Genomic DNA, 26835 nt, shown 5'->3' on the forward strand with positions numbered 1-26835 from the left:
ACCTTAAAAATAAAATACTTCTGGTGTCTGTCCTTTTGCTTGCTCGCTTTGTGATCCGCACCAGAAGTTTTGGACACTGAGTTAAGTGAGTACAATCACTAACGAGGTGAACAATGACAACTAAGAAAACACGAATCAAACATGCTCCTGAATTTAAAGCCGAAGCACTTAAGCTAGCAGAGAAAGTCGGTGTCGCTGCTGCTGCACGACAGCTATCCTTATATGAATCTCAGATCTATGGATGGCGTAAAGCCATCAAAAAAGACGCGAAAATCAGCGATAGAGAAAGAGAACTCGCCACTGAAAATGCCAAGCTCAAACGATTATTGACAGAGCAAGCTGAAGAGCTAGATATCGTAAAAAAGGCAGCCACCTACTTCGCGAAAAATCTAAAGTTGATTGCTATGAGTTTATGCTCGAACACCTGATGCAATATAGGATTGTCCGTATGGCTAAGGCGTTGGGGGTTTCTCGAAGTGGGTTTTATTATTGGATTGATAATCGCCATAAAGTCACTCTACGCAACGAGTACCGTAAGCATCTTGATAGCAAAGTTCGAGAAGTCTTTGATGATAAAAAGGAACGCGACGGTGCAAGGCGTATTCAAAAAGAACTTGAGGCAAATGGTAATAAGCACGATGTAAAAACCATTGCCGCGAGCATGAAACGCCAGAGCTTAGTCGCGAAGGCCGCACACAAGTTCAAATGTACGACAGACAGTAAGCATAGGCTTCCTGTTGCCCCGAATTTACTTGAATAAGACTTTAATGCGTCAGCACCAAACCAAAAATGGACTGGAGATATCACCTATCTAGCAACAAGCGAAGGTTGGATTTATTTAGCCGTTATTATCGACCTGTACTCACGGCAAGTCGTTGGATGGTCAATGAATACCAGAATGACCGCAACTCTGGTTTGTGATGCTCTATCAATGGCATTGTTCCGCAGAGGTATGCCAGAAGAGGTGATTATCCACAGTGATAGAGGTAGCCAATATTGCTCAAAATACTACCGAGACTTAATCGCAGCTCATAATCTAAAACAAAGTATGAGTAGGAAAGGAAACTGCTGGGATAACGCCTGTGTTGAAAGCTTTTTCCACTCAATGAAAGTAGAAGCCGTCCAATACGAGCCGATAATGACTCGAGAAGAGATGCGCCAAGCGCTTTTTGAATACATTGAAGTTGATTATAATCGAACAAGAAGGCACAGTGCTCTTGGGTATGTAAGCCCAGTTAACTTTGAAAAACAATATGTCGCTTAATGCGGTGTCCAATCTGACTGGAGCAGATCAATTGGGAAATCGACACTGTATTAGGCAAGCACGGTACAGGGGCTATGGTGACTATTTTAGAGCGCAAAACACGATTTTACGTGGTAAAGAAAGTGCCATCCAAATCATCGGATGATGTCACCAAAGCAACCATAGAGTTACTCATGCCATACAAGGAGCATGTCCATACCATCACGGCAGATAACGGGAGAGAGTTTGCAGGTCATGAAACCATCGCAAAGGAGCTGGAGGCTGATGTGTACTTTGCCCACCCTTATAGTTCTTGGGAGCGTGGGGCTAATGAGAATGCTAACGGTCTTTTAAGGCAATATGTGAAGAAAGGAACCGACCTAACAACGGTAATGGACAGCGATATTGAATTCGCTTTATCGCGGATAAATTATCGACCGAAAAAGTGTTTAGGCTTCAAGCAGCCAGCGATTGTCTTTAAAGAAATGGCATTGGCTGCTTGATATTGGAGAGTGTCGCACTTCGCAGTTGAATTCGGGTTCTACTAAGCTTGGATTGTTTACACTAGGAATAATTGGAACACCTTTATCTAGGCAGTATTGAACGGTACGTGGGTTAAAACCTGGGCTTACAATAAAGTCAGCACCTACTTCGATTGAAGCCGTAACTTGTTCATTGGTCAGCACGGTACCAGAACCGATGAGCATCTCTGGAAACTCTTTACGCATCAAGCGAATTGCATCGATTGCACATTCCGTACGTAGAGTTAGCGCAAGGCATACCGTTATCAACTAAAACTCGGCCTAAAGGAATTACATCTTCCACTTTGTTTATTGTAATAACCGGGATCACTTTTAAATTTGCTAATTGTTCATTAAGAGTTGTCATAATAAATGTTCTTTTTCCATATAGGGCTTATATACAGTGATGGTTATAAGCCCTATTTATATATTTAAAGGGATAGGTTTGGCATTGCTTCATTTGGAATAATCGCGCCTTGGTATTGAATCACGGTTCCTGCAACACAGTGACCAGCAAAAGCGGCTTCACGAGGATCACCACCACATAATCGTTTTGCTATGAATCCCGCGCTAAAAGAGTCACCAGCAGCTGTAGTGTCGATAATAGAGGTCACTTTATTTGGAGACACATTAGAAATATTGCCTTCCTCAACAACCAAACAATCTTCGCCTCCGCGTTTTATGATGATCTCTTTCACGCCAGCTTCAGTCGTGCGTTTAATGCATTGTTCGATATCAATATCACCGTATAGATCTTGCTCATCATCTAAAGTAAGCAGGGCTGTATCAGTTAACTTAAGCATTTTTAGGTAATATGAGATAGCCTTGTTCTGGCTAGACCAAAGTCTAGGTCGATAGTTATTATCGAAGAAAACCTGTCCTCCTATAGCTTTAAATTGCTCTAAGAAGTGAAATAGAACGTTTCGACTGTTTTCACTTAAGATAGCAAGGGTAATACCACTTATATACACAGCATCAAACTTAAGCAGGTCGTTTGTTAGTTCAGATACGTTTTCTTGGTCAAAAAGGCAACGAGCCGCGGCGTCGTTTCTCCAATAGAAGAAGCTACGTTCACCACTGTTGTCAGTTTCTATAAAATATAAACCGGGCTGCTTATCACTCAAACGAGAAACGAGACTTGTGTCTATCCCTTCAGCTTCCCAAGCGGCTAACATATTTGAACTAAATGAATCTTCGCCTAAAGCTGTCACATAACTTGTTTTCACGTTGTGTTCTTGTGTTAGGCGGGATAAGTAAAGCGCGGTGTTTAATGTGTCGCCCCCGAATGCTTGTTTGAGCCCATCTTCTTTTGTTTGTAGCTCAACCATGCATTCGCCAATGACTGCGATATTATATGATTTCATGTACGTCCCTTTTTTGTTGACCTAGCTTGCTCGGTGTTTGTATTGATGAGAATAGAGAAAATGGCGCAAATTCAGCATGAAAAGCTCTATTCATTATAGTTTGGTCGGTTCTTATGCCTTGTTAATCGGTCATAAGAACGGACATTAAGGTTGTTGCTCCAATTACATAATTAATCCGAATGCACTTGGTAGAGTCATAGAAATTGCTGGCACATAAGTTACTAGCATTAAAATCATGAAGATTACTAGGAAGAAAGGGAGTAATGGTTTAACAATTGAATCAATACTGATACCACTCACTTTACAACCAGTGAAAAGGATAGGGCCTACAGGTGGGGTAATCGTACCTAAAGACAAGTTGAATACCATTAGGATACCAAATTGTACTGGGTGCATTCCCAACCCCATACATATAGGTAAGAATATTGGTGTGAAAATTAATACTGCTGGTGTTGGATCCATAAAGGTACCAATAAACAGAAGAACAATATTAATAATCAATAAGATCAAAATAGGGTTGTCGGTTAACGTTAAGAGACCGTCGGCAATCATTCCTGGGATCTGAGTGAAAGACATGACCCAAGACATAATTGAAGATGCACCAATCATAAATATAACGATTGATGTCATTTTAGCGGTGTTTAGAAAGATTGTCGGTAAGTCAATAACCTTAAGTTGACGGTAAGAAAACCCAAGGATCATTGCGTAGACAACAGCTATAGCAGAGGCTTCTGTTGCGGTAAATATTCCTCCAAGGATCCCACCAATAACGACAACGATAAGTGAAAGACTTGGTATCGCCTTAATCGAAACATCAATGCATTGTTTCAATGACATTCTATGTTGACCAATATAGCCAAGACGCTTCCCTGTGATGGCCGCAATGACCATTACGCCAAGACCCCAAAGAATACCGGGTAGGTAGCCCCCCATAAATAATGCAGAAACGGAAACAGATCCGGCAACCGTTGCATAAACGATTAACGCATTTGACGGTGGAATAAGCATGCCTGTAGGCGCTGATGCAATGTTCACCGCCGTGCTAAATTTAGGATCGTAGCCCTCTTTCTTTTGAATTGGAGTCATGATACCACCAACAGCAGCACACGATGCAACACCTGAACCACTTATTGAACCAAAAAGCATATTCGATACAACATTGGTTTGGGCTAATGGGGCGGGGAAAAAACCACTTATGATCTTAGAAAAATTTATCAACCGTATCGCAATACCGCCATTATTCATTATATTGCCGGCCAATATGAAGAATGGGATGGCCAGTAAAGCAAAGGAATCTAAGCCAACAAACATACGTTGTGCTGAAGTGGTTAATGCGCCTTGATAGGGCAAGATGCAAGTCATTGCGGCGAATGATGAAATACCAACGGCAATGGCAATTGGCGCTCCAATAATGAGAAGGACTAATACGCCCGTAAACATAACTATTGAAGCAGTTAATGCGAGATCCATTATGCGTCTCCTTCAGTTAGCGATGGGGGGCTGAATAGTTCAATAAATAAATTTATTACGTTAATTACGACGTAAAAAAGGATCAAGCCACCAGCAATGGGAATGACAGAATAAATGACACCCATTGGAATTTGTAAAGCTGAATCAATTTGCCACATTTGGCGTATTGCACTGCTATAGCCCCCAGTAAACATGACGGTAAAGGCAAAGATGGCAGTCACAGATTCAATGACAATCTCTACAAGTGTTCGGACTTTATGGCTTAGCTTGTCTTTTACAAAAGTGATCGCCATGTGCTCACGAAGTCCAAACACAAAAGCTGCACCAAGTAAAACTAACCAAATAAACAAATAGCGAGAAAGGACTTCACTTACGGCACTTGGGCTATTAAAAACATATCGTGCTATTACTTGGTAAGTAACTAAAGCTGTCATGATTCCAACGATGGAAATGAGTAACCATGAGAGTATTCGATCAACCCACGATCGTATCCAACTCAAAGCAGCAAAGAATTTGCCTTGCTTAAGGTTTGTCATTTTTACTTACTCCAAAATTAATAAAGGACAGAAGGCATTATTAGCCCACTATCCTTCGTGTGGTGATTATAGTAGTGCTGTAATGCGCGAGTAGATTGCTTTCTGTTCTGGTGTTTTAAGCAACTCTTCTTGGAGTGGTTTGCAGGCTTCTACAAACGGAGCGATGTCTACTTCGTTGAACTTAGCGCCAATATCCTCAGCGGCTTTTTTAGAAATACTAACTTGATCTTTCCAAAGCTCGAACTGAGTAGCTGTGCTTTCTTTGGCTAGTCTTTCAAATGAAGCTCGATCTTCTTTAGACATAGAATCTAAGAAGTAACTGCTTGCGACAACAAGGTCTGGAACCATAAGGTGTCGAGTTGCGGAGTAGTACCCTGCCACTTCGTATTGTTTAAGGTCGTAATAGGTAATTTCACTATTCTCAGCCCCGTCAAGCACTCCTTGTTGTATTGCAGAATAAACTTCTCCTTGTCCCATTGGTACGCCTTGACCACCCATGCAATTTAGTGTTTTGATCATAGTGTCTGATTGCATCACACGGATTTTCATCCCTTTCATGTCAGCAATATTGTTGACTGGGCCTTTTTTGCTATAGATAGAACGTGCACCACCGGTATATGCCGCGACAATTTCAAAGCCCATTCGAGACGTTTCTTTGAATAAGTCATCAAGCGCTCCTGAGGCAAATACTGCTTCCTGGTGATCATAACCGCTATAAACATAAGGAAGGCCAATAACAGTGAAATTACTGTTGTAGTTTTCCACTAGCGGGTTCGCAACCACAGCCATTTGGATAGCACCATTTTGAACAAGTTCTAGTGACGCTCGTTGATCACCTAAAAGTTCGTTTGGGTAAATCTCAAGGGTGTAGCGACCATCTGTAGCAGCTTCCAATTTCTCACCAAAATCATGCAAAGCACGATATTGAGGGTGCTGATCAGATTGGTTAAATGCAGCTTTAATCTCTGTTGCGGCATTTGCCATTGATGACAAGCCCATTGTTCCAATTAATGCGGCTGCAAGGGGTAGTATTTTAAATGTCTTCATTTTCGACTCCATTGAGTGTGTAGGGTACGTTTGTTATTCGTTGCTTGTAATTTGCTATTTGTTCAAAACAGCAGTTATTTAATAGCGTCCATGTCGACAAAATCCATATCATCAAAGGTTTGGTTTTCTCCAAGCATCCCCCAGATGAAGCTGTAATTTTGTGTTCCGCAACCAGAGTGTATTGACCAACTTGGGGACAAAATCATTTGATGATTTCTAAGCACAACATGGCGGGTTTCAGTTGGTTCACCCATAAAGTGGAATACAACCTGTTGTGGTTTTATATCAAAATAGAAATAAGCTTCCATTCGGCGCTCATGAGTATGTGCTGGCATGGTGTTCCAAACACTGCTTTCGCTCAAAGATGTAACGCCCATTGAAAGTTGACATGTTGGTAGAATATCTGGGTGCAGATATTGACGAATTACACGTTCATTGGCATTGGTAGAATCACCAAGTTGAATTAGATTTGTTTCTTCTCTTTTTACAACACGTGACGGGTAAGTGTGATGCGCAGGAGCGCTGATGCAATACAGTAGAGCAGGACAATCGGCATCTAAAGAACTGAACTCAAGCTCTTGTGTTCCCATGCCTAAGTACAGGCCATCTAAGTGATTAATTGTATAAGTGCCAGTAGCGGTTTTAACTTGCGCTCTACCGCCAACATTTACCACACCAAATTCACGGCGCTGCAGGAAATAATCCACACCAAATGTAGCTGAATCAATATGATCTTCAAGGGTAAGACTAGAAGTCGTGGGTGAAACCCCAAGCACTACAATACGGTCTATGTGGCTGTATACAGATACGATTTCATCTTCAATGAACATTGAGTCAGTTAGGTACTCTTCGCGCAAGCGTGAAGTGTCGTAGGATTTTGAGTCCTTAGGATTGCTATTGTAGTTAACTTTCATGAATGCTCTCTTGTTTGTTATCATTTAGTATTTAGTGAACCTTGGTATCCCAATGGGAAATACATTGCTAAAGTGAAGATACTGGGATTTTCACAATGGCTTTTCGAACAGGTATTGGCTTGTTGACTGCACATAAAGGACGATGTGCTTGGTTCGGGAAAAATACAGCAAAATCACCTTTCTTAAGTGTTACATACTGCTCACCAACTACGTCTGCAAAAAACATAACGTCATTCTCTAATGTGTCTGTTGCTTTTGCTTCATCAGTTATGTGGTTTGAATAGCCAATGGTTTCTTCGCCATCAATCATGATCTGAATGTCGATATACATTTTGTGTATTTCGGACTTGCGGATTTCCTTTGGTTCTGTTGTTGCTTCGGCAAGCATCACAAAAACTTCGTCATCAATCTCATGGCGGCCTAGTTGAATTTGATCGCTATTTGCAATCGCAATCGCTTGCGCTATCCATGATGGGAGCTTATTTGAAACATAGGGAATTAAATCAAGTTTGTTTACATTGCCAAATAGCATTGGGAACTCCGTTTAGTTTTGCTAGTCAAATTGATTAACCAATAAGGACTTTTATACACAATATTTTATACGGATGTAGTGACTTTAATCACAAACGATAGACCGATTTTGAATTGGTATGCTGTATTTTTTTATTTTCTTTAAGGTGATCACAGGTATGAAGGTGATTGATATAAATTTCTATATAAATGCATGAAAAATAATAATTTTTAATTTATACCTGGGTGGGTTAAGGTGATTTTGTCAGTTTAATTGCAATGATGTTTAGGTTTTATCAGTATACATCTAAGATATACATAAACCTATAATAGGTATGTATTAACAAATTGGTCAACCATAAACTTTGGTTTGGTTTTCTGTGCTTAAGTCATTAATTTTTAATAATATTTGTTGATTCAGCATGCTAGATTACATGGTGATTTCATTACTTTTAACTACAGAAATCACTGAGCGTTGCTCTTAGCAACAAGTAAAGCGATAGTTTTTACTTTTTGATGATTTATTTTAGTGCTTTCAAGTTGAAATTATATTTGAAACTTATTAAACATATCATTACAAAGCTTTATTTATCTTATTTTTATCCTTACAAATCAAATACTTGAAATCCCCTCTTGTTTCTTTGAATGATTTAACTAGATCTTTATCATATTTTTGTAAACCAGATATGCAAATTGGTTGATGTATTTTAGCGGTGTTCCTATACTGACTCCAGACTTAATAACGGAACAGTACACCTCAGGTACAAATTCGTCGGGCGTCAATAACGAATCTAAGGGGAGAAGCAGATGTTGGAAAAGATACTTAAAGGTAGTTTTAATGAGGCCACAACTTACGATCGTGCTGAACTAAATAGCAAGATTGTACATATTGGATTTGGTGCATTTCATCGAGGTCATCAAGCTGTCTACAACGACATCACAAATCAGCTATCTGATGAGAAGTGGGGGATTAGTGAAATAAACATGTTTGGCGCCTCAGACCTTATGACTAGTTTGCAGCAACAAAATAACTTATTCACTGTTGTTGAAACATCGAAGGCGGCGGTCAATACACGCTTGGTTCGGACTATTGTTGACTCTATTCATACGCCGAGTACTGGTATTGATAAAGCAATCGAGAAATTAGTAGAACCGCAAGTTGCTATCGTTTCTATGACTATCACAGAGAAAGGATATTGTGCAGATCCTCAGTCTAGAACCATTGATTTAACAAATAACCTTATTAAGCATGACCTAGAAAATGCAACGTCACCTCAATCTGCTATTGGACTTATAACCGAAGCATTACGAATTCGTAGAGATAAGGGGTTACAACCTTTTAGTATCATGTCATGTGACAACATCCCTGAGAATGGGGCATTAACAAAAGGCGTCATTGTTGAGTTTGCCCGTCAATTAGATGATCAGCTAGGAGCATGGATTGAATCTAATGTTACATTCCCAAGCACAATGGTAGACCGTATTGTTCCAGCAATGACAGAAGAAGAATTTGACACCATTGAGCGCCATACAGGTTATAGAGACCCATGCGGTATTATCTGTGAAGACTTCCGTCAGTGGGTAATCGAAGATAATTTTGTAGCGGGTCGCCCTGAATGGGAAAAAGCGGGTGCAATGCTGGTCAATGATGTCCTTCCTTATGAAGAAATGAAACTTCGTATGCTCAATGGCTCTCATTCTTTCTTGGCCTATAACGGTTCCCTTGCAGGTTATGAATATATTTACCAGTGCATGGAGGATGGCGTATTCAAATCGGTGACTAAAAAATTAATGGTTGAGGAGCAAGGTCGCTCGTTAAACCCAGCACTCGAAATCGACTTAGAAGAGTATGCGCAACTGTTACTTGAGCGCTTTAGTAATCCAAATATAAAACATAAAACACATCAAATTGCGATGGACGGTTCGCAGAAGTTACCACAACGCGCATTGGATCCGTTCTTAACTCTTCAAGAGCGCGGTGTCGTTCCTAAAATTCAACCATTGATTATCGCAGGATGGATGCACTATCTACTGAATTCAGATGAATCAATGAGAGAGATTCACGATCCGCTCGCGCCAACATTCAAAGATATTATGACGTTAATAAACGACAAATCGAATATTGCAAACCGTTTCCTCGATATTGAAAGTGTATTTGGTAGCCACGGGAAAATGAATACGCAATTGATTGATGAAGTATTGAACGCCTTTAACAAGATCAACGATTTAGGCATTAAAAAAACAATCGAAAGCTTAGCTTAAAAGGACGAAAGAATGAAAACCCTAATTTGCCAAGAACCAAACAAAATGGAATATGTTGAAAGAGCAGTACCAAAAATTGAGTCAAATGAAGTTCTTTTAAAGATTAACGCTGTCGGTATATGTGGTACAGACATACATGCATTTGCTGGTAAACAAGCGTTCTTTAGTTACCCGAGAGTACTAGGTCATGAAATCAGTGGTACAGCTCAAGAAATGGGGAGCGAAGTAGCGACGATTGAGCCTGGTAAGCGTTACGCGGTTATCCCAGCGATTTCTTGCGGTGTTTGCCCTGCTTGTAAAGACAGAAAGCCGAATTGTTGTGACAGTATTTCTTTGTATGGTGTCCATCAGGATGGTGGCTTTTGTGAATACCTAGCCGTTCGCGATACTAACCTCATTGAACTCCCAGATGCGGTATCAAATACTCAAGGTGCGCTTATTGAATGCTTTGCTATTAGCGCTCACGCGGTTCGTCGGTCAGAGGTTAAGCCAAATGATTGTGTATTGGTTGTTGGCGCAGGCCCTATAGGCTTAGGTACTGCGGCGATAGCTAAAGCTGCTGGAGCAAATGTCATAGTTGCTGATATTGCAAAGGAGCGCTTGGATTGGGCTACAGATAAAGTTGGGGTAAAAACACTTAATGCATCTTCAGATAGATATCAACAAGATGTACATGAAGCTTTCGGCCAAGGTGCTGATATTGTCTTCGACGCGACTGGCTTTGATAAATCGATGTCAAACGCCGTAAACCTCATTCGCAATGGTGGGAAATTGGTATTTATAGGCTTCACCAAAGGTGAACTGTCGTTTCATAACACTACATTCCATATGAAAGAAACCACATTAATGAGTTCTCGCAATGCAATGAGAGAAGACTTTGAGCATGTGATTGAGTTGATGGCGTCTGGCGCAATTTCAGAAAATATTATGAAGAATAAAGAATATGACTTCCATTCGTTTGGTCTTACCTATGGCGAAGATGTATGTCAAAACAGAGATTTAGTCAAAGGCGTGATTACGTTTTAAGGATAAAGGTTATGATTAGAGTAAATGAAGCAGAACTAAAAGATCATGCAACAGCAAAACTTCTGGAAGCTGGCCTTGAACCAAGTGTTTGTGATGAAGTCGTCGATGTACTTCTACATGCAGAAAGAACAGGCGTACACTCTCATGGGTTGCTTAGAGTCGAGCATTACTGTCATCGACTTGCGATGGGTGGGATTAATAAAAATGCTCAATACAATGTAGAGCAAGTATCACCATCCCTTGCCATTTTCGATGCTGATGACGGAATGGGACATTCAGCGATGGTTGCGGCGACCAAGCATGCAATGAAACTGGCTAATGAAACCGGGCTTGGTTTTGTCTCTGTTAAAAATGGTTCACATTGTGGTGCACTATCGTACTTTATGGAACAAGTTACCAATGAAGGTATGATTGGTATTTCAATGACCCAAACAGATACTTGTGTTGCTCCTCATGGATCTGCAGAGCGTTTTTTAGGAACTAACCCTATTGCCTTTGGATTTCCAGTTAAAGATTCCCATCCGATGATTGTAGACATGGCTACAAGCGCAACAGCCTTTGGTAAACTTTTGGTGGCAAAAGAAACGGGACAACCAATTGGAGAGAACCTAGCGTTAGATGCCGAAGGGAATATGACGACAGATCCAAATAAGGTTGAGAACCTACTAACCTTTGGTGGTCACAAAGGGTCAGGGATTGCATTGGCTATTGATGCATTAACGGGTGGTCTTATGGGGGCACATATGAGTAATCATGTTGTTCGTATGTATGATGACTATGACAAGATGCGAAAACTGGCTAGTTTAGTGATTGTTGTTAATCCAGAAAAACTCGGTAATCCACTATTTGGTGCGATGATGCTGCAATTGGTAAGCGAGTTGAGAGCAACTAAGCCTATGCCAGGAAAAGAAAAGGTAATGGCACCTAATGACCCACAGCATGCTTACAAACTAGAAAGCGAGAAGTTGGGAATTAATATCGCTAAGTCTGTATACGAATATTTGATTAAATAGTCTTAAAGTTGCATGGTGAGTCAATATAAATAGAATTTGTGGCTCTACCATGCTCTTTGTTAAGTGACATTTATAAAACCAGGGATGTCATCACATACACTTATCAACGCAATTATATGAAATAACAGTCATTACCGTGGTTAGTGATTTATTGATTTTTATTAAAATAAAAGTGCAGATATGCTATCTTACCGAGATTGAAGTTGGTTAACCTATTAAAGAGGTGATATGACGGGCAGTAGGAACTCAAAGCGTCGCTATCATGAGGTGGGGTTACAAATAGAGGAGTTGCTAGTAACCGGCGTTTTTAAACCTGGAGAAAGGTTACCTTCTGAGCGGAACTTGAGTGAACAATTTGAGACCAGTAGAGCGACTATTCGTGAAGCTATCATTATGCTTGAGTTGAAAGACCTAGTGGATGTGAGGCAGGGTGCCGGCATATACTTTAAAGATATAGTTTCTTTAGATAATGATGAAAATTCTGATGGCGTATCAAATGAATTGAATCCACAGAATGTTGGAGTCTTTGAGCTGCTTCAGTCTCGAATGGTTCTTGAGACTAGCATTATTGAGTTTGCAGCCCGCAACATTAAGTTAAATGAACTTCGTGAGTTGAGAACAATAATCCAACAACAAGAAGAGTTCATCAATGATAATGTGAAGTTTGAAGAGCTTGACCGTAAGTTTCACCTTGCAATAGCCGAGTCTACTCAAAATAGAATGCTAATCGCAACGGCTTATAATTTATGGAATATAGTGCGAACAGATAGCCCTTTATGGAATAAGCTTAATATCAAGTATTTACATGATGAAGAGCTAAAGCGGAGTTGGTTAGATGAGCACAAAAAAATCTTCTATGCTCTGCAAATGAGGGATGAAAAACTCGCGAAGGAGACAATGCTAGCTCATTTGAAACATAGTAAGTCTGAGCTACTAAAGTTAGTAGATACAAAAGATGAATCGCTTCTTGAAGACGATGATATGTTTTTTGTAGAAGCGGAGTAGTATAAATAGCGCATACAACCTTTGAATTATTCAGGGGTTGTAACTGATACTGAGTAATCTGCAGCTAGCTATCATTATTAGCCTTGTAAGTTATTGTATGAAATTAGTTAATTCTGCTTCAAAAGCTTCAATGTAGCTCATTGTCAAATGTTGTTCTGCTCCAGTCAGACTGGACACCGCATTAAGCGACATATTGTTTTTCAAAGTTAACTGGGCTTACATACCCAAGAGCACTGTGCCTTCTTGTTCGATTATAATCAACTTCAGTGTATTCAAAAAGCGCTTGGCGCATCTCTTCTCGAGTCATTATCGGCTCGTATTGGACGGCTTCTACTTTCATTGAGTGGAAAAAGCTTTCAACACAGGCGTTATCCCAGCAGTTTCTTTTCCTACTCATACTTTGTTTTAGATTATGAGCTGCGATTAAGTCTCGGTAGTCTTTTGAGCAATATTGGTTACCTCTATCACTGTGGATAATCACCTCTTCTGGCATACCTCTGCGGAACAATGCCATTGATAGAGCATCACAAACCAGAGTTGCGGTCATTCTGGTATTCATTGACCATCCAACGACTTGCCGTGAGTACAGGCCGATAATAACGGCTAAATAAATCCAACCTTCGCTTGTTGCTAGATAGGTGATATCTCCAGTCCATTTTTGGTTTGGTGCTGACGCATTAAAGTCTTATTCAAGTAAGTGCGGGGCAACAGGAAGCCTATGCTTACTGTCTGTCGTACATTTGAACTTGTGTGCGGCCTTCGCGACTAAGCTCTGGCGTTTCATGCTCGCGGCAATGGTTTTTACATCGTGCTTATTACCATTTGCCTCAAGTTCTTTTTGAGTACGCCTTGCACCGTCGCGTTGAGTGGCTTTATGGCGATTATCAATCCAATAATAAAACCCACTTCGAGAAACCCCCAACACCTTAGCCATACGGACAATCCTATATTGCATCAGCTGTTCGAGCATAAACTCATAGCAATCAACTTTAGATTTTTCGCGAAGTAGGTGGCCTTTTTTACGATATCTAGCTCTTCAGCTTGCTCTGCCAATAATCGTTTGAGCTTGGCATTTTCAGTGGCGAGTTCTCTTTCTCTATCGCTGATTTTCGCGTCTTTTTTGACGGCTTTACGCCATCCATAGATCTGAGATTCATATAACGATAGCTGTCGTGCAGCAGCAGCGACACCGACTTTCTCAGCTAGCTTAAGTGCTTCGGCTTTAAATTCAGGAGCATGTTTGATTCGTGTTTTCTTAGTTGTCATTGTTCACCTCGTTAGTGATTGTACTCACTTAACTCAGTGTCCAAAACTTCTGGTGCGGATCACGAATGCTTTCACCTGAACTGCTGAACTCTCCGACTTTATTAAAAGGAACGTAATATTTTCCCTCCTTTCACCTCGTTTTCATCTAAACGCTTCTGGTCTTTCTTTTTGAGCGGCTTGTCTGCATCTGACATAAAAAAACCTCCGACTAAGCTAAACTTAGCAGGAGGTCAAAAAACGATCAATCTTTATTGTATATGATCAGACTTTATTGTAACTGATCAAACTTTATTGTCTGCCGACAACCACGTACCTAAACGCAAGATACTTACTCAACTGTCACCGCTTTCGCCAGGTTACGAGGTTGGTCTACATCGGTCCCTTTGATAAGGGCTACATGGTAAGACAGCAGCTGCATCGGCACCGTATAATAGATTGGTGCAATAATATCGTCGACGTGTGGCATCTGGATGATCTTCATATTTTCATCACCTTCAAAGCCTGCTTTTTCATCGGCGAAGACATAGAGCAAGCCACCACGAGCACGCACTTCTTCAATGTTCGATTTTAGCTTCTCTAACAAATCATTCGTTGGCGCGACCACGACCACTGGCATATCCGCGTCGATCAATGCTAAAGGACCATGTTTTAATTCACCCGCCGCATAAGCCTCAGCGTGAATGTATGAGATCTCTTTTAGCTTCAGAGACGCTTCCATGGCGATGGGGTAGTATTCACCACGACCAAGGAATAGCGTATGGTGTTTATCGGCAAAATCGGTAGCGAGTGCTTCAATTTCTTTATCAAACGCTAATGCTTTCTCTATATTTGCGGGCAATTCGTGCAGTGATTTAACAATTTCCGCTTCACGTTCTTCCGTCATACGGCCTTGGAGACGAGCAATAGACACCACCATCATTAGCATCGCGGCTAACTGTGTGGTGAACGCTTTTGTTGATGCTACGCCGATTTCTGTTCCCGCACGAGTCATAAAGGCAAAATCAGATTCGCGCACCAGTGAAGAACCCGCCACGTTACATACTGTCATCGCCGCCATGTAACCTTTCTCTTTTGCGAGACGCAATGCCGCCAATGTATCGGCCGTTTCACCAGATTGAGATAGCGTTACCAGTAAGCTATTTGGACGTACAACAAAATCACGATAACGGAACTCAGAAGCAATTTCGACATCACAACTCACACCAGCGATAGACTCAAACCAATAGCGCGCTGCCATTCCTGAATTGTACGATGTGCCGCAGGCAATAATTTGAACGTGTTGGACCTTATTAAGGATCTCAACAGCGTTGACACCAATGCTTTCCGTAACTACCGCTTTATCGGTAATACGCCCTTCCATTGTATTAATAAGCGCACGCGGTTGCTCGTAGATTTCTTTTTGCATGAAGTGACGATATTGACCTTTATCACCCGCATCATGCTCAGCGTTCGATTCCGTAATTTCACGCTCAACCGGTTGTCCATCGACATCCAGTACTTTTACCTCACGACGAGTAATCTCTGCCACATCACCTTCTTCAAGATACATGAAACGACGAGTCACACTCAGTAACGCCAGTTGATCAGAAGCCAAGAAGTTTTCACCAACCCCAAAGCCAATAACAATTGGGCTACCTGAACGCGCAGCAACAATGCGGCTTGGGTCTTTACGATCGACGACTACCGTGCCGTATGCACCATCCAGCTGAGCGGCGGTTTTTTGCAACGCTTCAACTAAGGTATCAGACGTGCGGCGCTCCCACTCAACAAGATGAGCAATAACCTCTGTATCGGTTTGAGAGTGGAACACATAGCCACGCTCTTGCAGCAGGCTACGCAGTTCTTCATGGTTTTCAATAATCCCATTATGCACAACGGCAATATCACCAGAGACGTGTGGATGCGCATTCGCTTCTGAAGGTTCACCATGGGTTGCCCAACGGGTATGAGCGATACCTGTCCCACCAATCACATCTTGTGCATTCACAGCATCAGCAAGCTCTTGTACTTTACCTAAACGACGAACACGTGTCAGTTCTGCGCTTTCATTGACCACAGCCACACCCGCTGAGTCATAGCCGCGATACTCGAGGCGACGAAGCCCTTCAACCAAAATTTCAGCGACATCACGTTGCGCTACCGCACCTACGATTCCACACATAGCATTTCTCCATTTATTTTTTTCCTCCTATGAACGCAAGCCAGTCATTATTTAGGAGGGTAAATTTGATTTAGGCGCAGATTACCTTTACACCGTTTGATTCTATTTGTTGTTTTTGTTGAAGTGATAAGCCGCTATCCGTCACTAAGACATCAATGGCATCCCACGCAAGCTCTAAATTAGGTATCTTTCGACCAATTTTTTCAGACTCAATCATGACTATGACTTCACGCGCGACTTCCGCCATAACATTACTTAGCCCGGTCAATTCATTAAACGTCGTGGTTCCACGAGTCAGGTCTACGCCATCAGCACCGATAAACAATTGATCAAAGTCATACGATCGTAGTACCGACTCGGCCACTTTGCCTTGAAATGAATCAGAATGACTGTCCCATGTTCCCCCGGTCATCAGTAGTGTCGATTCATTTTCTAATTCATTGACGGCATTGGCTAACGCCAGCGAGTTCGTCATAATAACGAGCCCCTTTTTACTCCCTAAACACGACACCAATGCACCTGTCGTACTGCCGCAATCAATCACGATTCGGTTGTGATCTCTAATTAAGTCAACGGCAGCTTTGGCAATGCCTTCTTTATCCGCGATATCTTCAATAGAATGGTTCAAAACTTCATCAACCGCTTCTTGTGGCAACGCCACTGCACCGCCATATCGCCTTAAGAGCTGACCATTATTCTCTAAAGAAGTCAGGTCCTTTCGAATCGTAACTTCTGAAGTATCAAACAGCGCAGACAGTTCTTCCACACTGACTTGTCCTTTCTCTTTCACCAGCTGGGCAATTGAATGACGCCTTACTTGAGTATTTCGCTTTCGCATTAGTTTCACTTCAAAACTTATTAACTGCATTAATTATTTCACAACGGAAGATAATTGGCAAACCAAGATAGCAGCAAACCGCTGACCATCCTTCAAAGTCTCATTTTTATTACAGATTACCGATTATGCCTCAGTTACGAAACGAAACATAGCAAGCCTATTCACTGTCAATGAGCCGGGTGCAAAAGAGTGAGTCGTACTAAGGGAATAAGATTAAGAAGCAAGCACCTAATGCTTAATGAAGCCAACGGGGCATGAAGGAATGGGTGGAGTTAGAGGGGTTTCTAATCACAGTAAGGAAGCAACAAGAGCAAAAAAGAAGGACGCCAGTACGCGGTAAAATGCTCGAATTATTGGCAAAATAATGGCGGTTAAGATAAACCGCCATTGAGTGTTAACAATTAGATATGGGTAAAAGCGTTGTTTAAAGAGCCGTGACTATAATAGAGGGTTATCCCGACACAGTGTGCTCACCAACTCAGTAATGGCGAGGATTAGCGTTGACTTGACTCGTTGATAATGGCGTTCTAGATACATTTTCAACATAACAGGATCTAATCCTTCCGCCATGCTGGCGTCGTATTCAATCGGCATCATTTTCTGAATTGCAGTGACTTTATTTAGTTCAAAAATAACGTCAACTTCAGTGAAGTTGACGTTATTTTCCTGAAGCTTAGTCCACTCTCGAAGAGTCACAAAGATATCAATGTCATCGTAGACTTCTTTTGAAATAACGCCCAACCCTAGCAACAATTTAGCTCGAACTAAAATATCACCTAATGGCCCATCTCCGCTCAATAGTGGATCTACCACATACTTCACAGCGTAGTCATCTTTATGAAAAATAGTATTGATTAGCGCATCAAGGGTGTCATCTATTGCATCGTAAGCCGCCATTAGACACTCACTCGCATCTTTCGCTTCAGACAACGCTTCTAATAGTTCAGTTTCGTTAGGTGGATGTAACGGCATAAGTTCTCTTAAAACGAACGGTGCCACAGAAGTGGCACTCGTTACTTGCATCATTTAAGCGCGAGATACGCTTGGTGAGCAAGTGTAACAACTTCTGCGTCAACATTCAGCTCTGAATAATGGGATAATGTCTTATCAAACCCCTGTTCGGCGAACATTGCTTGTAATTCTACCGCCTGAGGATCGTCGTCGTTGTGATAAAGAAACGCAGCGGCGATACCTTTTAGCAAGTGACTATTCGGCAAATTGTATTCTAATGTTCCGTTCAACGGTTTAATTAAACGATCTTGTGGGCTCAGTTTACGAATAGGCTGACGCCCTACACGGTCAACTTCATCACGTAAATATGGATTAGCGAAACGGCCAAGGATTTTTTGGATGTACGCGGCATGCGCTTCTTTATCAAATCCATATCGACGAATCAGAACTTCACCACTCTCTTGCATTGCCGCGGTTACATCAGCGAGAATAGCAGCATCTTCAATCGATTCTTTAATCGTTTCATGCCCCGCAAGTACACCAAGATACGCGGTAATTAGATGCCCGGTATTGAGGGTAAACAATTTACGCTCAACAAATGCCATTAAATTATCAGTACACTCCATTCCCTTTATCGATGGAATTTCACCAACAAACTGAGTTTGATCGACAATCCATTCACTAAACGTTTCCACAGTTACAGCGAGTGGATCTGTTTCACCCGCTTCCGCCGGTGGGACAATACGATCAACGGCAGAATCTACAAAACCAATATGCTGAGAAGCAAATTGCTGCGCCTGCGTCGAAAGATGTTCAAATACCATGTCTTTCAGCTGGCTCGTACCACGCACCATATTTTCACACGCGATGATATTAAGCGGCGAAGTATTTCCCACAGCAAGTCGCTTTTCAATACCGTGTGCCAGAGACTTGGAGATGATCTTCAGTACCGTCGGGCCGACAGCGGTGGTAACCATATCAACGTCAGCAATCAGATCAATCACATCACTGCTGGTTGAATTAATCGCCGTGACGTTGGTTACTGTCTCAACGACGCAGTCTTCACCAACAATTTTCACAGGAAAAGATTGACGCTCTATCAGGGCATTCACCACTGTTTCATTTACATCTGCAAACGTGACGTGGATACCTGCGTCAGCAAGAAGTTTGCCAATGAAACCACGACCGATATTACCTGCGCCAAAATGGAGAGCTTTCATAAGATATTTCCTAAATAAATACGAATAAAAAGAAAAAGAAAAAATCAAAATGAGACCAACACGGGGGTGTTGGTCTCTTTCACTTAGGAGCGATACATAGCCCTATTTACCGTTCAAAATACGAAGTACATCAGAGACGTCAGTCGTTGACTTCAACAACTCTACAGCTTCTTCATCATCCAAAGAGTTAGTGATAGCGGTAATGACTTGGATGTGTTCGTCCCCCTGAGCAGCAATACCTATAACCATCTTAGCGACGTCATCTTCATCTTCACCCCATTGAACACCTTTAGGGAATTGGCAAAATACGATGCCCGTTTGCTTCACAAACTGTTTTGCTTCAATCGTGCCATGAGGGACAGCAATAGACTCGCCTAAGTAAGTTGACACCAATTCTTCACGAGCTAGCATTCCAGCAACGTATTGTGGTTCAACATAACCAAGCTTCACGAGTTGCTCACCAGCAAACTTGATAACCTCTTCTTTGGACTTAAGTTCCATGCCTAAGAAGATATTTTCATTTGAAAGCTTTAGCGTTCCATTATTGCTAGAGCTTGTGTTTACTGGCGCTTCAGACTTTTTTGCTTGTTGCGCCGCACTAAGGTCACTCACTAGACCATCGTACAAAGCACTATCTAAGAAGTTATTCAGAGAAATATGATGCGCGGTGTCTGCATGAGTGCGGGCACGGTCTGTTAAGTCTTTGTGTGTAATGACAATGTCTGCGTCTTGAGGCAAGTTATTGATTGCTAGATTTGTCACTGAGATATCAAGGTTCGCCGCATCAACTTTCTTACGTAGCAAACTTGCACCCATAGCACTTGAACCCATACCTGCATCACACGCGACGATAATTTTTCGTACTTCTGCTAGATTCAGTTCTGCACTTGCTTGACCTTTTGATGCAGCCTTCATGCCTTGCATTTGGCTTGCTGCTTTCTCTAAAGAATCTTCTTCATTTTCATTTTTAGCTTGTGTCTTCATCAGAAGCGCAGCAACTAAGAATGACACCACCGTTGAAGCAATAACCGATAGAATTACACCAATGAACGACGCTTTTGGTGTCATCAGTAGAATCGCAAAAATTGAACCTGGAGACGCAGGAGAAACTAAACCTGCATTAAACATTGTCAGTGTAAATACACCCGTCATACCCCCTGCGATCACCGCAAGAATAAGACGTGGATTCATCAATACGTACGGGAAGTAAATCTCATGGATACCACCAAAAAAGTGGATAATAGCGGCGCCCGGTGCCGATTCTTTTGCATTGCCTTTACCAAAGAACATATAAGCAAGTAGAAGACCAAGACCTGGACCTGGGTTTGCTTCAATAAGGAAGAAGATGGATTGCCCCGTTTCTTCTGCTTGCTGAATGCCCAGTGGAGAGAATATGCCATGGTTAATCGCGTTATTTAGGAACAGGATTTTCGCAGGTTCTACAAAAATTGACGTCAGTGGCAACAAACCTGCGTTAACGAGGAAGTTTACGCCGCCAGCTAGACCCGTTGACAGCATTTTTACTGCTGGACCAATAACGATAAAGGCAAGAATAGCGCAGATCATACCAATGATACCTGCCGAGAAGTTGTTCACCAACATCTCAAAACCGCTCTTAACTTTACCGTCTACTGCTTCATCAAATTTCTTGATTGCAACGCCGCCTAAAGGACCAACAATCATCGCTCCCATAAACATCGGTATGTCAGTACCAACGATAACACCCATCGTGGTAATTGCACCCACAACAGCACCACGGTCGCCCGCTACCATTTTACCACCGGTATAACCGATCAGTAGCGGCAGCATGTAAGTAATCATCGGACCCACCATTGAGCTCAACGTCTCGTTTGGAATCCAACCAGTAGGAATAAATAGAGCCGTAATCAAACCCCAAGCGATGAATGCGCCAATGTTTGGCATCACCATATTGGATAGGAAACGACCAAAGTTTTGCACTTTGATTTTCGCTTCAGGAGATAACATAAGGGTGTCCTCGTTATTGTATTATTCGTTGAACAATGTCGTTATTGACAAAAATGTGTCTTGCAAAAGTCCATATAAAAGTAACACAAGATTTCAAAAAATGACCACCACCCGACATTTTGTGACGCAGCTCAATAAGATTAGCTCACAAGAAATGACTTATGGTGATTAATATCACATCTTTTACCTGTCCATAAATTACAAGCCATACCAAGTGATAATAACTATCAATAACAAGTGATATTGATCACACTACCCATACGTACCACTATAAAATAATTAGTGATAGAGATCACACTTGAGGAAAGTTACGACTCATCAAGCGTAATAACGGCACACCAATGGCGACAGAAGTGAGTAATAATCAGCCTATTTACGCCATTAATGAAATTTAATTACCAAAATGAAATTAAATCTCACATGATTTCACTGATGTTTATCATGTCCTGATATTGGCGATCGTGATGAATGAAACGAGAGCTTAGAAAGCATGACCAAAGAGATATAGGGAGGGTATCAGGGTAATAATTGGTCGGATTTGAGACTAGAAATGCCCAAAGCGTAAAAAGCCCCCTCGGGCTCGAATCGAGGGGGCTGGCTTTATCGCGGTATGCTCATTGAGTTAAAATAGCATACCGCTTATTGGAACTCAGGGTGTAAGGAAAGCTACTTTGTCACTTCTTGAATGATCGCTTCAAGCCTATCAAGACCCTCCGCTAATACCTCAGATTCAATCGTCAATGGTGGCAACAAACGAATCACATTCGCTTTTACGCCACAAGACAACAAGATCAATCCATTTTCTTGCGCCTTACTGATTACAGCTTTCGTAATATCTTGACCTGGTAGCCCAGTCGAGGGGTCGGTAAACTCAATCGCCATCATCGCGCCGATAGTGCGAACCTCACCAATTGCTGGCACGGTTTCTTTCAGCTTATTAATGCGCGCATTCACTACCTCACCAATGCCCTGCGCTTTCGCACAAAGCTGCTCTTCTTCAACAATTTTAAGCACTTCTAACCCAGCAACACAGCCAAGCGGGGAACCGGCGTAAGTACCACCCAGACCGCCCGGTAATGCCGAGTCCATGACATGCGCTTTACCCACTACGGCAGAAATTGGGAAACCACCCGCAATGCCTTTCGCCATTGTCATCATGTCAGGTTCAATACCTAGGTATTCTGTTGCGAACATTTTACCAGTACGCGCAAAACCGGTTTGAATTTCATCGGCAATGAGCATGATACCGTGGTCATCACACAATTGACGTAATGCCTGAGCAAACTCTGGCGGTGCTTGATAAAACCCACCTTCGCCCTGTACTGGCTCAAAAATGATGGCCGCGACTCGGCTTGGTTCAATATCGCAAGCAAAGAGATCGTGGATTGCCTGCAGACTTTGCTCCGTTGATATGCCGTGATAGGCATTTGGGTAAGGTGCGTGGAAAATTTCGTTAGGAAACGGTCCAAAGCCTGCTTTGTAAGGCGCAACTTTACCCGTTAATCCCATCGTCATATTGGTACGACCGTGGAATCCGCCTTTAAAGGCAATAACACCACTACGACCCGTATGTGCGCGAGCCACTTTGACGGCGTTTTCTACCGCTTCAGCACCGGTTGTTAGGAATATCGCTTTCTTCGGTGTATCGCCAGGGGCGATGTCGGTCAGCTTTTCTGCAAGCTCTACAAACGATTCGTAAGGCGTAACCATGGCACAAGTATGCGAGAAATTATCGATCTGCGCTTTCACGGCTTCTGAAATACGTTTATTAGAATGACCTGTATTCGTCACGGCAATGCCTGCCGCAAAGTCGATGTATTTGTTGCCATCAACATCCCAAACAAAGGCATTGTCTGCTTTCTCAACGTAAAGGGGATAGAGGGCGCCCATACCCTGAGCAATCACTTGGCTTCTTCTTTGGTGTAGTTGTTGATTTTTCATTGTTCATTCCTTCTTAGTTGCCACCAAAACATAGGTATTTGACGTCCATATATTCGTCTATCCCTTGTCTTGCGCCTTCACGTCCGATACCCGATTGTTTCACGCCACCAAACGGCGCGACTTCTGTTGATATAATGCCTTCATTAATGCCTACCATGCCGTACTCTAGTGCTTCTGCTACCTTCCATACACGGTGGATATTTTGGCTATAGAAATACGACGCCAAGCCGTAAATCGTATCGTTAGCCATTTCAATCAGCTCTTCGTCAGTTTCAAAACGCACCACCGGCGCGACAGGGCCGAAAATTTCTTCTTGAATGATGTCCATATTGTGCGTCACATCTTTCAAAATAACGGGCTGCATAAAGAGCCCATCCAACGTCTTAATTTCTGTTGTCGGTGTTGCGCCTTGCTCAATTGCGCGATCAATTAGCGCTTGAATACCTTTCTTTGCTGACTCGTTAATGACGGGACCGATATTGACCCCTTCATCCAAACCATTGCCGATTTTAAGCTGTTGAACGGCGGCATCAAATTTAGTCACAAACTCATCGTATACGGCGTCGTGTACGTAAAAACGGTTAGCACAAACACACGTCTGTCCTGCGTTTCTAAATTTTGATGCCATTGCGCCTTGAACCGCAGCGTCGATGTCCGCATCCTCGAACACGATAAAGGGTGCATTACCACCCAGCTCCATTGAGGTGCGTTTAATGTCTTTGGCGCTTTGCGCCATCAATACGCTACCCACTTGAGTCGAGCCAGTGAAAGACAATTTCCTAATAAGAGGATGGGATGTGAAGATTGCACCTATCTTACGAGAACTTTCACCTAGAACGACCTGCAATGCATCACGAGGGATGCCCGCTTGATAAGCCAGTTCAACAACGGCAAATGCCGACAACGGCGTCGAGTCTGACGGCTTAACAATAAAACTACAGCCTGCCGCAAGTGCTGGGCCAGCTTTTCGGGTAATCATGGCAATAGGAAAATTCCAAGGGGTAATCGCACATGCTACGCCAATAGGCTGCTTGATGGTCACCAAACGCTTATCCGACGTTGGGCCTGGAATGGATTCACCGTACGTGCGTTTCGCTTCCTCAGCAAACCATTCAATAAAACTGGCACCATAAAGCACTTCACCCGCCGCTTCCGCTAATGGCTTACCTTGTTCTAGCGTCATAATACGCGCTAGATCATCTTTGTTCTCAAGAAGCAATTGATACCAACGATTAAGCATGCCAGCACGAGTTTTGGCTGGCAATTTCGCCCACTCTTTTTGCGCCACATGGGCGCGTTCAATGCTGTCCATTAATGCCGCTTCATTCGACACGGGTGCTTGACCTACCTGCTCACCTGTTGCCGGATTTGTCACGGTGACCGTCTGCTCAGCCGCAGAAGTCATAAAAGAGAGTAAGCTTTTATTCTGTATTTGCTGCATGGTGATTTACCTTCTTTTTGTCTTCCTTAGGCCATACGCTTTGTTCGGAAAACACCTAAATTATTAAGCAGGGATCTGCTGTGTTATACAGTGGATATTGCCACCACCCAGTAATACTTCTCTGGTTGGGATACCCACGATGTCAAAACCGGGTAGTGCTTGTTCTAATATTTCGATTGCCACGCGATCAAATTGTTCATCAAGCAATGGAAGAAATACGTGGTCATTGACCATGAGAAAGTTCGCGTACGAGGCACTTAAGCGTTCGCCTTCTTGACGCACCATACCGTCACTTGATTCGATCCCTTCCGCTTCTTCTTGTGTGTAGTACAAGGGACCTGGAACAGGGATCTTAATGACCTCAATCGTTCTGCCTTTCGCATCTCTTTGGCTGGCTAGTGCAGCATAAGCTTCACGAGAGAGTTTAAATTGTGGATCAAAGGGGTCATCTGTCCAACTCAGTACCACCTTAGCTGGTCCAATAACATGAATCAGGTTATCAACATGACCGTCGGTTTCATCGTTATAAAGCCCTTTCGGTAACCAAACAATTTTCTCAGCACCCAAATACTCACACAAGTTGTGCTCGATTTCCGCACGCTCTAGCTGTGGATTACGACCTGGGCTAAGCAAGCACTCTTCCGTGGTATAGAGTGTGCCTTCTCCATCAGTATGAATGGAGCCCCCCTCTAACACGATCGGCGCTCGATAATGATCCATACCCGCAACGTCACACACCGACTCTGCCACTTGATCATCTGCACGCCAATCGTCATAAAGGCCGTTAAACTCACCACCCCACGCGTTGAACTTCCAACTCACGCCGCGGCGCTCACCTAATGCATTCACAACAACCGTTGGTCCAATATCACGCATCCAAGAGTCGTTATAATCCATTTCCACCAGCTTAATTGAGCTATGCAGTAAAGTGCGAGCGCGTTCATAATGCCCAGATGCCACGGCTACTGTCACCTGTACTACATCAGCAATGGCGTTCGCGACATTAGCAAATGTCTGTTGAGCAGGAATGGCATCATTGCGCCAATTATCTTTTCGCTCGGGCCACGCTAGCCACACTTCTCTCACTGGCTCAAACTCTGCTGGAAAAGAAAACCCGTCTTGTTTAGGTGTTGTTGTGAGTCTCATTGTGACCTCGCTATATCGCCATGCTCATTACGTCTTGATATAAATCAGGACGACGATCGCGGAACAAGCCCCATGCATGACGAGCTTTTGTGGTCGCCTGAAGATCGATTTCCGCATAAACAATGGTCTCGCCTTCTCGTGGCGCTTCGGCCAGTTTTCCACCCGTGTGGTCGGTAATAAACGATGACCCATAAAACGTCGTTTCAATGCCGTCATCCACTTCCACACCCACACGGTTGGCCGCAACAACAGGCACCAAGTTCGCAGCAGAGTGACCTTGCATCGTCCGCTGCCAGTGATCGCGAGAGTCAAGCGTCAAATCTTGTGGTTCAGAGCCAATCGCCGTTGGGTAGAAAATCGCTTCTGCCCCATTTAACGCAAGACTACGTGCCAATTCAGGAAACCATTGATCCCAACAAATACCCGCACCAAATGTACCAAATTTGGTTTTCCAAACCTTAAAGCCAGTATCACCCGGGCTGAAGTAGTATTTTTCGCTATAACCAGGACCATCTGGGATGTGTGATTTGCGATAGTTTTCCAAAATCGTGCCATCAGCGTCAATCATGACAAGTGAGTTAAAAAACGTATTACCTGCCTTCTCAAAATAGCTCACCGGAATCACAACGTTTAGCTCTTTTGCCAGTTCACTCATGGTATGAATCAAAGGGCTGGTATCAAACTCTTCCGCCAGTTCAAAATATTTCGATTCTTGCTTCTTGCAAAAATAAGGGGCAGCGAACAACTCTTGGGGAACAACCACATTCGCGCCGTTTGCCGCCGCTTCACGGATAGCGCCTTTGATTTTGGTCATATTGGCATCAAGGTCCCACGTTTTGGACAATTGAAGCGCGGCGAATTTAACTACTCTACTCATGAGATCTTCCTTTATCTTATCGTTGATTTTGGCTGATGAGCGCCCGTCATTGCAGGCGCTTCTTTTTTCTTGTTTCACGTTATTGAACGGTGACTAT

19 protein-coding genes and 4 pseudogenes are annotated in these 26835 nt (G+C 42.7%); 6 read left to right on the plus strand and 17 right to left on the minus strand.

The annotated features are described in order from the left end of the window. Positions 1–113 precede the first annotated feature (113 nt). Together MD535_RS07655 and MD535_RS07660 are read left to right on the plus strand one after the other, a co-directional pair. Positions 114–1264 (plus strand): annotated as a pseudogene (locus MD535_RS07655) (IS3 family transposase). Between the two features lie 29 nt (positions 1265–1293). Beyond that, positions 1294–1746 (plus strand): annotated as a pseudogene (locus MD535_RS07660) (IS30 family transposase); the annotation flags it as partial. A gap of 12 nt (positions 1747–1758) precedes the next feature. Here MD535_RS07660 and MD535_RS07665 read toward each other — a convergent pair. The 7 genes and pseudogenes from MD535_RS07665 to MD535_RS07695 form a co-directional block, all read right to left on the minus strand. Continuing rightward, positions 1759–2131 (minus strand): annotated as a pseudogene (locus MD535_RS07665) (bifunctional 4-hydroxy-2-oxoglutarate aldolase/2-dehydro-3-deoxy-phosphogluconate aldolase); the annotation flags it as partial. Between the two features lie 64 nt (positions 2132–2195). Then, positions 2196–3128: a 2-dehydro-3-deoxygluconokinase gene (gene kdgK / locus MD535_RS07670; protein ID WP_265674287.1), complete on the minus strand. Its 933-nt coding sequence runs from the start codon at positions 3126–3128 to the stop codon at positions 2196–2198. A gap of 162 nt (positions 3129–3290) precedes the next feature. Further along, positions 3291–4598, minus strand: coding sequence for a TRAP transporter large permease (locus MD535_RS07675; RefSeq protein WP_265674288.1), 1308 nt, complete (start codon positions 4596–4598; stop codon positions 3291–3293). Beyond that, positions 4598–5134 carry a TRAP transporter small permease gene (locus tag MD535_RS07680; protein ID WP_265674289.1) on the minus strand — a complete coding sequence of 179 codons (537 nt, stop codon included), beginning with the start codon at positions 5132–5134 and terminating at the stop codon, positions 4598–4600. The genes MD535_RS07675 and MD535_RS07680 overlap by 1 nt, the downstream gene beginning before the upstream one ends. Before the next feature lie 66 nt (positions 5135–5200). Then, complete coding sequence (locus MD535_RS07685; protein WP_265674290.1) at positions 5201–6181, minus strand: TRAP transporter substrate-binding protein; 981 nt, start codon at positions 6179–6181, stop codon at positions 5201–5203. Between the two features lie 74 nt (positions 6182–6255). Then, entirely contained in the window at positions 6256–7095 is an 840-nt protein-coding gene (gene kduI / locus MD535_RS07690) for a 5-dehydro-4-deoxy-D-glucuronate isomerase (RefSeq protein WP_265674291.1), read from the minus strand. Between the two features lie 67 nt (positions 7096–7162). Further along, a complete protein-coding gene (locus MD535_RS07695; RefSeq protein ID WP_265674292.1) occupies positions 7163–7627 on the minus strand; it encodes a YhcH/YjgK/YiaL family protein in 465 nt (154 codons plus the stop codon). 785 nt (positions 7628–8412) lie between these two features. Between MD535_RS07695 and MD535_RS07700 the strand changes: the two genes are divergently transcribed. The 4 genes from MD535_RS07700 to MD535_RS07715 all read left to right on the plus strand — a co-directional run bounded on the left by MD535_RS07700 (position 8413) and on the right by MD535_RS07715 (position 12911). Further along, positions 8413–9867 carry a mannitol dehydrogenase family protein gene (locus MD535_RS07700; RefSeq protein WP_265674293.1) on the plus strand — a complete coding sequence of 485 codons (1455 nt, stop codon included), beginning with the start codon at positions 8413–8415 and terminating at the stop codon, positions 9865–9867. 12 nt (positions 9868–9879) lie between these two features. Then, complete coding sequence (locus MD535_RS07705; RefSeq protein ID WP_265674294.1) at positions 9880–10893, plus strand: zinc-binding alcohol dehydrogenase family protein; 1014 nt, start codon at positions 9880–9882, stop codon at positions 10891–10893. Positions 10894–10904: 11 nt separating this feature from the next. Next, entirely contained in the window at positions 10905–11906 is a 1002-nt protein-coding gene (locus MD535_RS07710) for an Ldh family oxidoreductase (RefSeq protein WP_265674295.1), read from the plus strand. Between the two features lie 228 nt (positions 11907–12134). Next, positions 12135–12911 carry a FadR/GntR family transcriptional regulator gene (locus MD535_RS07715; RefSeq protein ID WP_265674296.1) on the plus strand — a complete coding sequence of 259 codons (777 nt, stop codon included), beginning with the start codon at positions 12135–12137 and terminating at the stop codon, positions 12909–12911. Positions 12912–13092: 181 nt separating this feature from the next. Here MD535_RS07715 and MD535_RS07720 read toward each other — a convergent pair. The 10 genes and pseudogenes from MD535_RS07720 to aguB form a co-directional block, all read right to left on the minus strand. Next, a pseudogene (locus MD535_RS07720) lies at positions 13093–14177 on the minus strand (IS3 family transposase). Positions 14178–14505: 328 nt separating this feature from the next. Beyond that, a complete protein-coding gene (glmS, locus tag MD535_RS07725; protein WP_265674297.1) occupies positions 14506–16338 on the minus strand; it encodes a glutamine--fructose-6-phosphate transaminase (isomerizing) in 1833 nt (610 codons plus the stop codon). Positions 16339–16408: 70 nt separating this feature from the next. After that, positions 16409–17176, minus strand: a complete 768-nt coding sequence (locus tag MD535_RS07730) for a DeoR/GlpR family DNA-binding transcription regulator (protein ID WP_265674298.1) — start codon at positions 17174–17176, stop codon at positions 16409–16411. A gap of 438 nt (positions 17177–17614) precedes the next feature. Next, entirely contained in the window at positions 17615–18148 is a 534-nt protein-coding gene (locus tag MD535_RS07735; protein ID WP_265674299.1) for an MltR family transcriptional regulator, read from the minus strand. Between the two features lie 50 nt (positions 18149–18198). Beyond that, the gene (locus tag MD535_RS07740; RefSeq protein ID WP_265674300.1) at positions 18199–19347 is read right to left on the minus strand and encodes a mannitol-1-phosphate 5-dehydrogenase; all 1149 of its coding nucleotides are present in this window, start codon (positions 19345–19347) and stop codon (positions 18199–18201) included. 102 nt (positions 19348–19449) lie between these two features. After that, on the minus strand, positions 19450–21333 hold the full coding sequence (locus tag MD535_RS07745) for a PTS mannitol transporter subunit IICBA (RefSeq protein ID WP_265674301.1): 1884 nt from the start codon (positions 21331–21333) through the stop codon (positions 19450–19452). Between the two features lie 666 nt (positions 21334–21999). Beyond that, entirely contained in the window at positions 22000–23274 is a 1275-nt protein-coding gene (gene gabT, locus MD535_RS07750; protein WP_265674302.1) for a 4-aminobutyrate--2-oxoglutarate transaminase, read from the minus strand. Between the two features lie 13 nt (positions 23275–23287). Next, the gene (locus MD535_RS07755) at positions 23288–24715 is read right to left on the minus strand and encodes an NAD-dependent succinate-semialdehyde dehydrogenase (protein WP_265674303.1); all 1428 of its coding nucleotides are present in this window, start codon (positions 24713–24715) and stop codon (positions 23288–23290) included. 63 nt (positions 24716–24778) lie between these two features. Beyond that, positions 24779–25861, minus strand: a complete 1083-nt coding sequence (gene aguA, locus MD535_RS07760) for an agmatine deiminase (RefSeq protein ID WP_265674304.1) — start codon at positions 25859–25861, stop codon at positions 24779–24781. A 10-nt stretch (positions 25862–25871) separates the two neighbouring features. Then, entirely contained in the window at positions 25872–26738 is an 867-nt protein-coding gene (gene aguB, locus MD535_RS07765; RefSeq protein WP_265674305.1) for an N-carbamoylputrescine amidase, read from the minus strand. Between the last annotated feature and the right edge of the window lie 97 nt (positions 26739–26835).

Source organism: Vibrio qingdaonensis (genome assembly GCF_026191675.1).
GTDB classification, from domain to species: domain Bacteria; phylum Pseudomonadota; class Gammaproteobacteria; order Enterobacterales; family Vibrionaceae; genus Vibrio; species Vibrio qingdaonensis.

Coding starts and splice junctions, on each gene's coding strand:
- MD535_RS07755 (WP_265674303.1), bottom strand. CDS start 24,715: ATGCAGCAAATACAGAATAAAAGCTTACTCTCTTTTATGACTTCTGCG.
- glmS (WP_265674297.1), bottom strand. CDS start 16,338: ATGTGTGGAATCGTAGGTGCGGTAGCGCAACGTGATGTCGCTGAAATT.
- MD535_RS07680 (WP_265674289.1), bottom strand. CDS start 5,134: ATGACAAACCTTAAGCAAGGCAAATTCTTTGCTGCTTTGAGTTGGATA.
- kdgK (WP_265674287.1), bottom strand. CDS start 3,128: ATGAAATCATATAATATCGCAGTCATTGGCGAATGCATGGTTGAGCTA.
- MD535_RS07710 (WP_265674295.1), top strand. CDS start 10,905: ATGATTAGAGTAAATGAAGCAGAACTAAAAGATCATGCAACAGCAAAA.
- MD535_RS07735 (WP_265674299.1), bottom strand. CDS start 18,148: ATGCCGTTACATCCACCTAACGAAACTGAACTATTAGAAGCGTTGTCT.
- MD535_RS07715 (WP_265674296.1), top strand. CDS start 12,135: ATGACGGGCAGTAGGAACTCAAAGCGTCGCTATCATGAGGTGGGGTTA.
- MD535_RS07695 (WP_265674292.1), bottom strand. CDS start 7,627: ATGCTATTTGGCAATGTAAACAAACTTGATTTAATTCCCTATGTTTCA.
- MD535_RS07705 (WP_265674294.1), top strand. CDS start 9,880: ATGAAAACCCTAATTTGCCAAGAACCAAACAAAATGGAATATGTTGAA.
- MD535_RS07700 (WP_265674293.1), top strand. CDS start 8,413: ATGTTGGAAAAGATACTTAAAGGTAGTTTTAATGAGGCCACAACTTAC.
- aguA (WP_265674304.1), bottom strand. CDS start 25,861: ATGAGACTCACAACAACACCTAAACAAGACGGGTTTTCTTTTCCAGCA.
- MD535_RS07685 (WP_265674290.1), bottom strand. CDS start 6,181: ATGAAGACATTTAAAATACTACCCCTTGCAGCCGCATTAATTGGAACA.
- MD535_RS07730 (WP_265674298.1), bottom strand. CDS start 17,176: ATGCGAAAGCGAAATACTCAAGTAAGGCGTCATTCAATTGCCCAGCTG.
- kduI (WP_265674291.1), bottom strand. CDS start 7,095: ATGAAAGTTAACTACAATAGCAATCCTAAGGACTCAAAATCCTACGAC.
- aguB (WP_265674305.1), bottom strand. CDS start 26,738: ATGAGTAGAGTAGTTAAATTCGCCGCGCTTCAATTGTCCAAAACGTGG.
- MD535_RS07745 (WP_265674301.1), bottom strand. CDS start 21,333: ATGTTATCTCCTGAAGCGAAAATCAAAGTGCAAAACTTTGGTCGTTTC.
- gabT (WP_265674302.1), bottom strand. CDS start 23,274: ATGAAAAATCAACAACTACACCAAAGAAGAAGCCAAGTGATTGCTCAG.
- MD535_RS07675 (WP_265674288.1), bottom strand. CDS start 4,598: ATGGATCTCGCATTAACTGCTTCAATAGTTATGTTTACGGGCGTATTA.
- MD535_RS07740 (WP_265674300.1), bottom strand. CDS start 19,347: ATGAAAGCTCTCCATTTTGGCGCAGGTAATATCGGTCGTGGTTTCATT.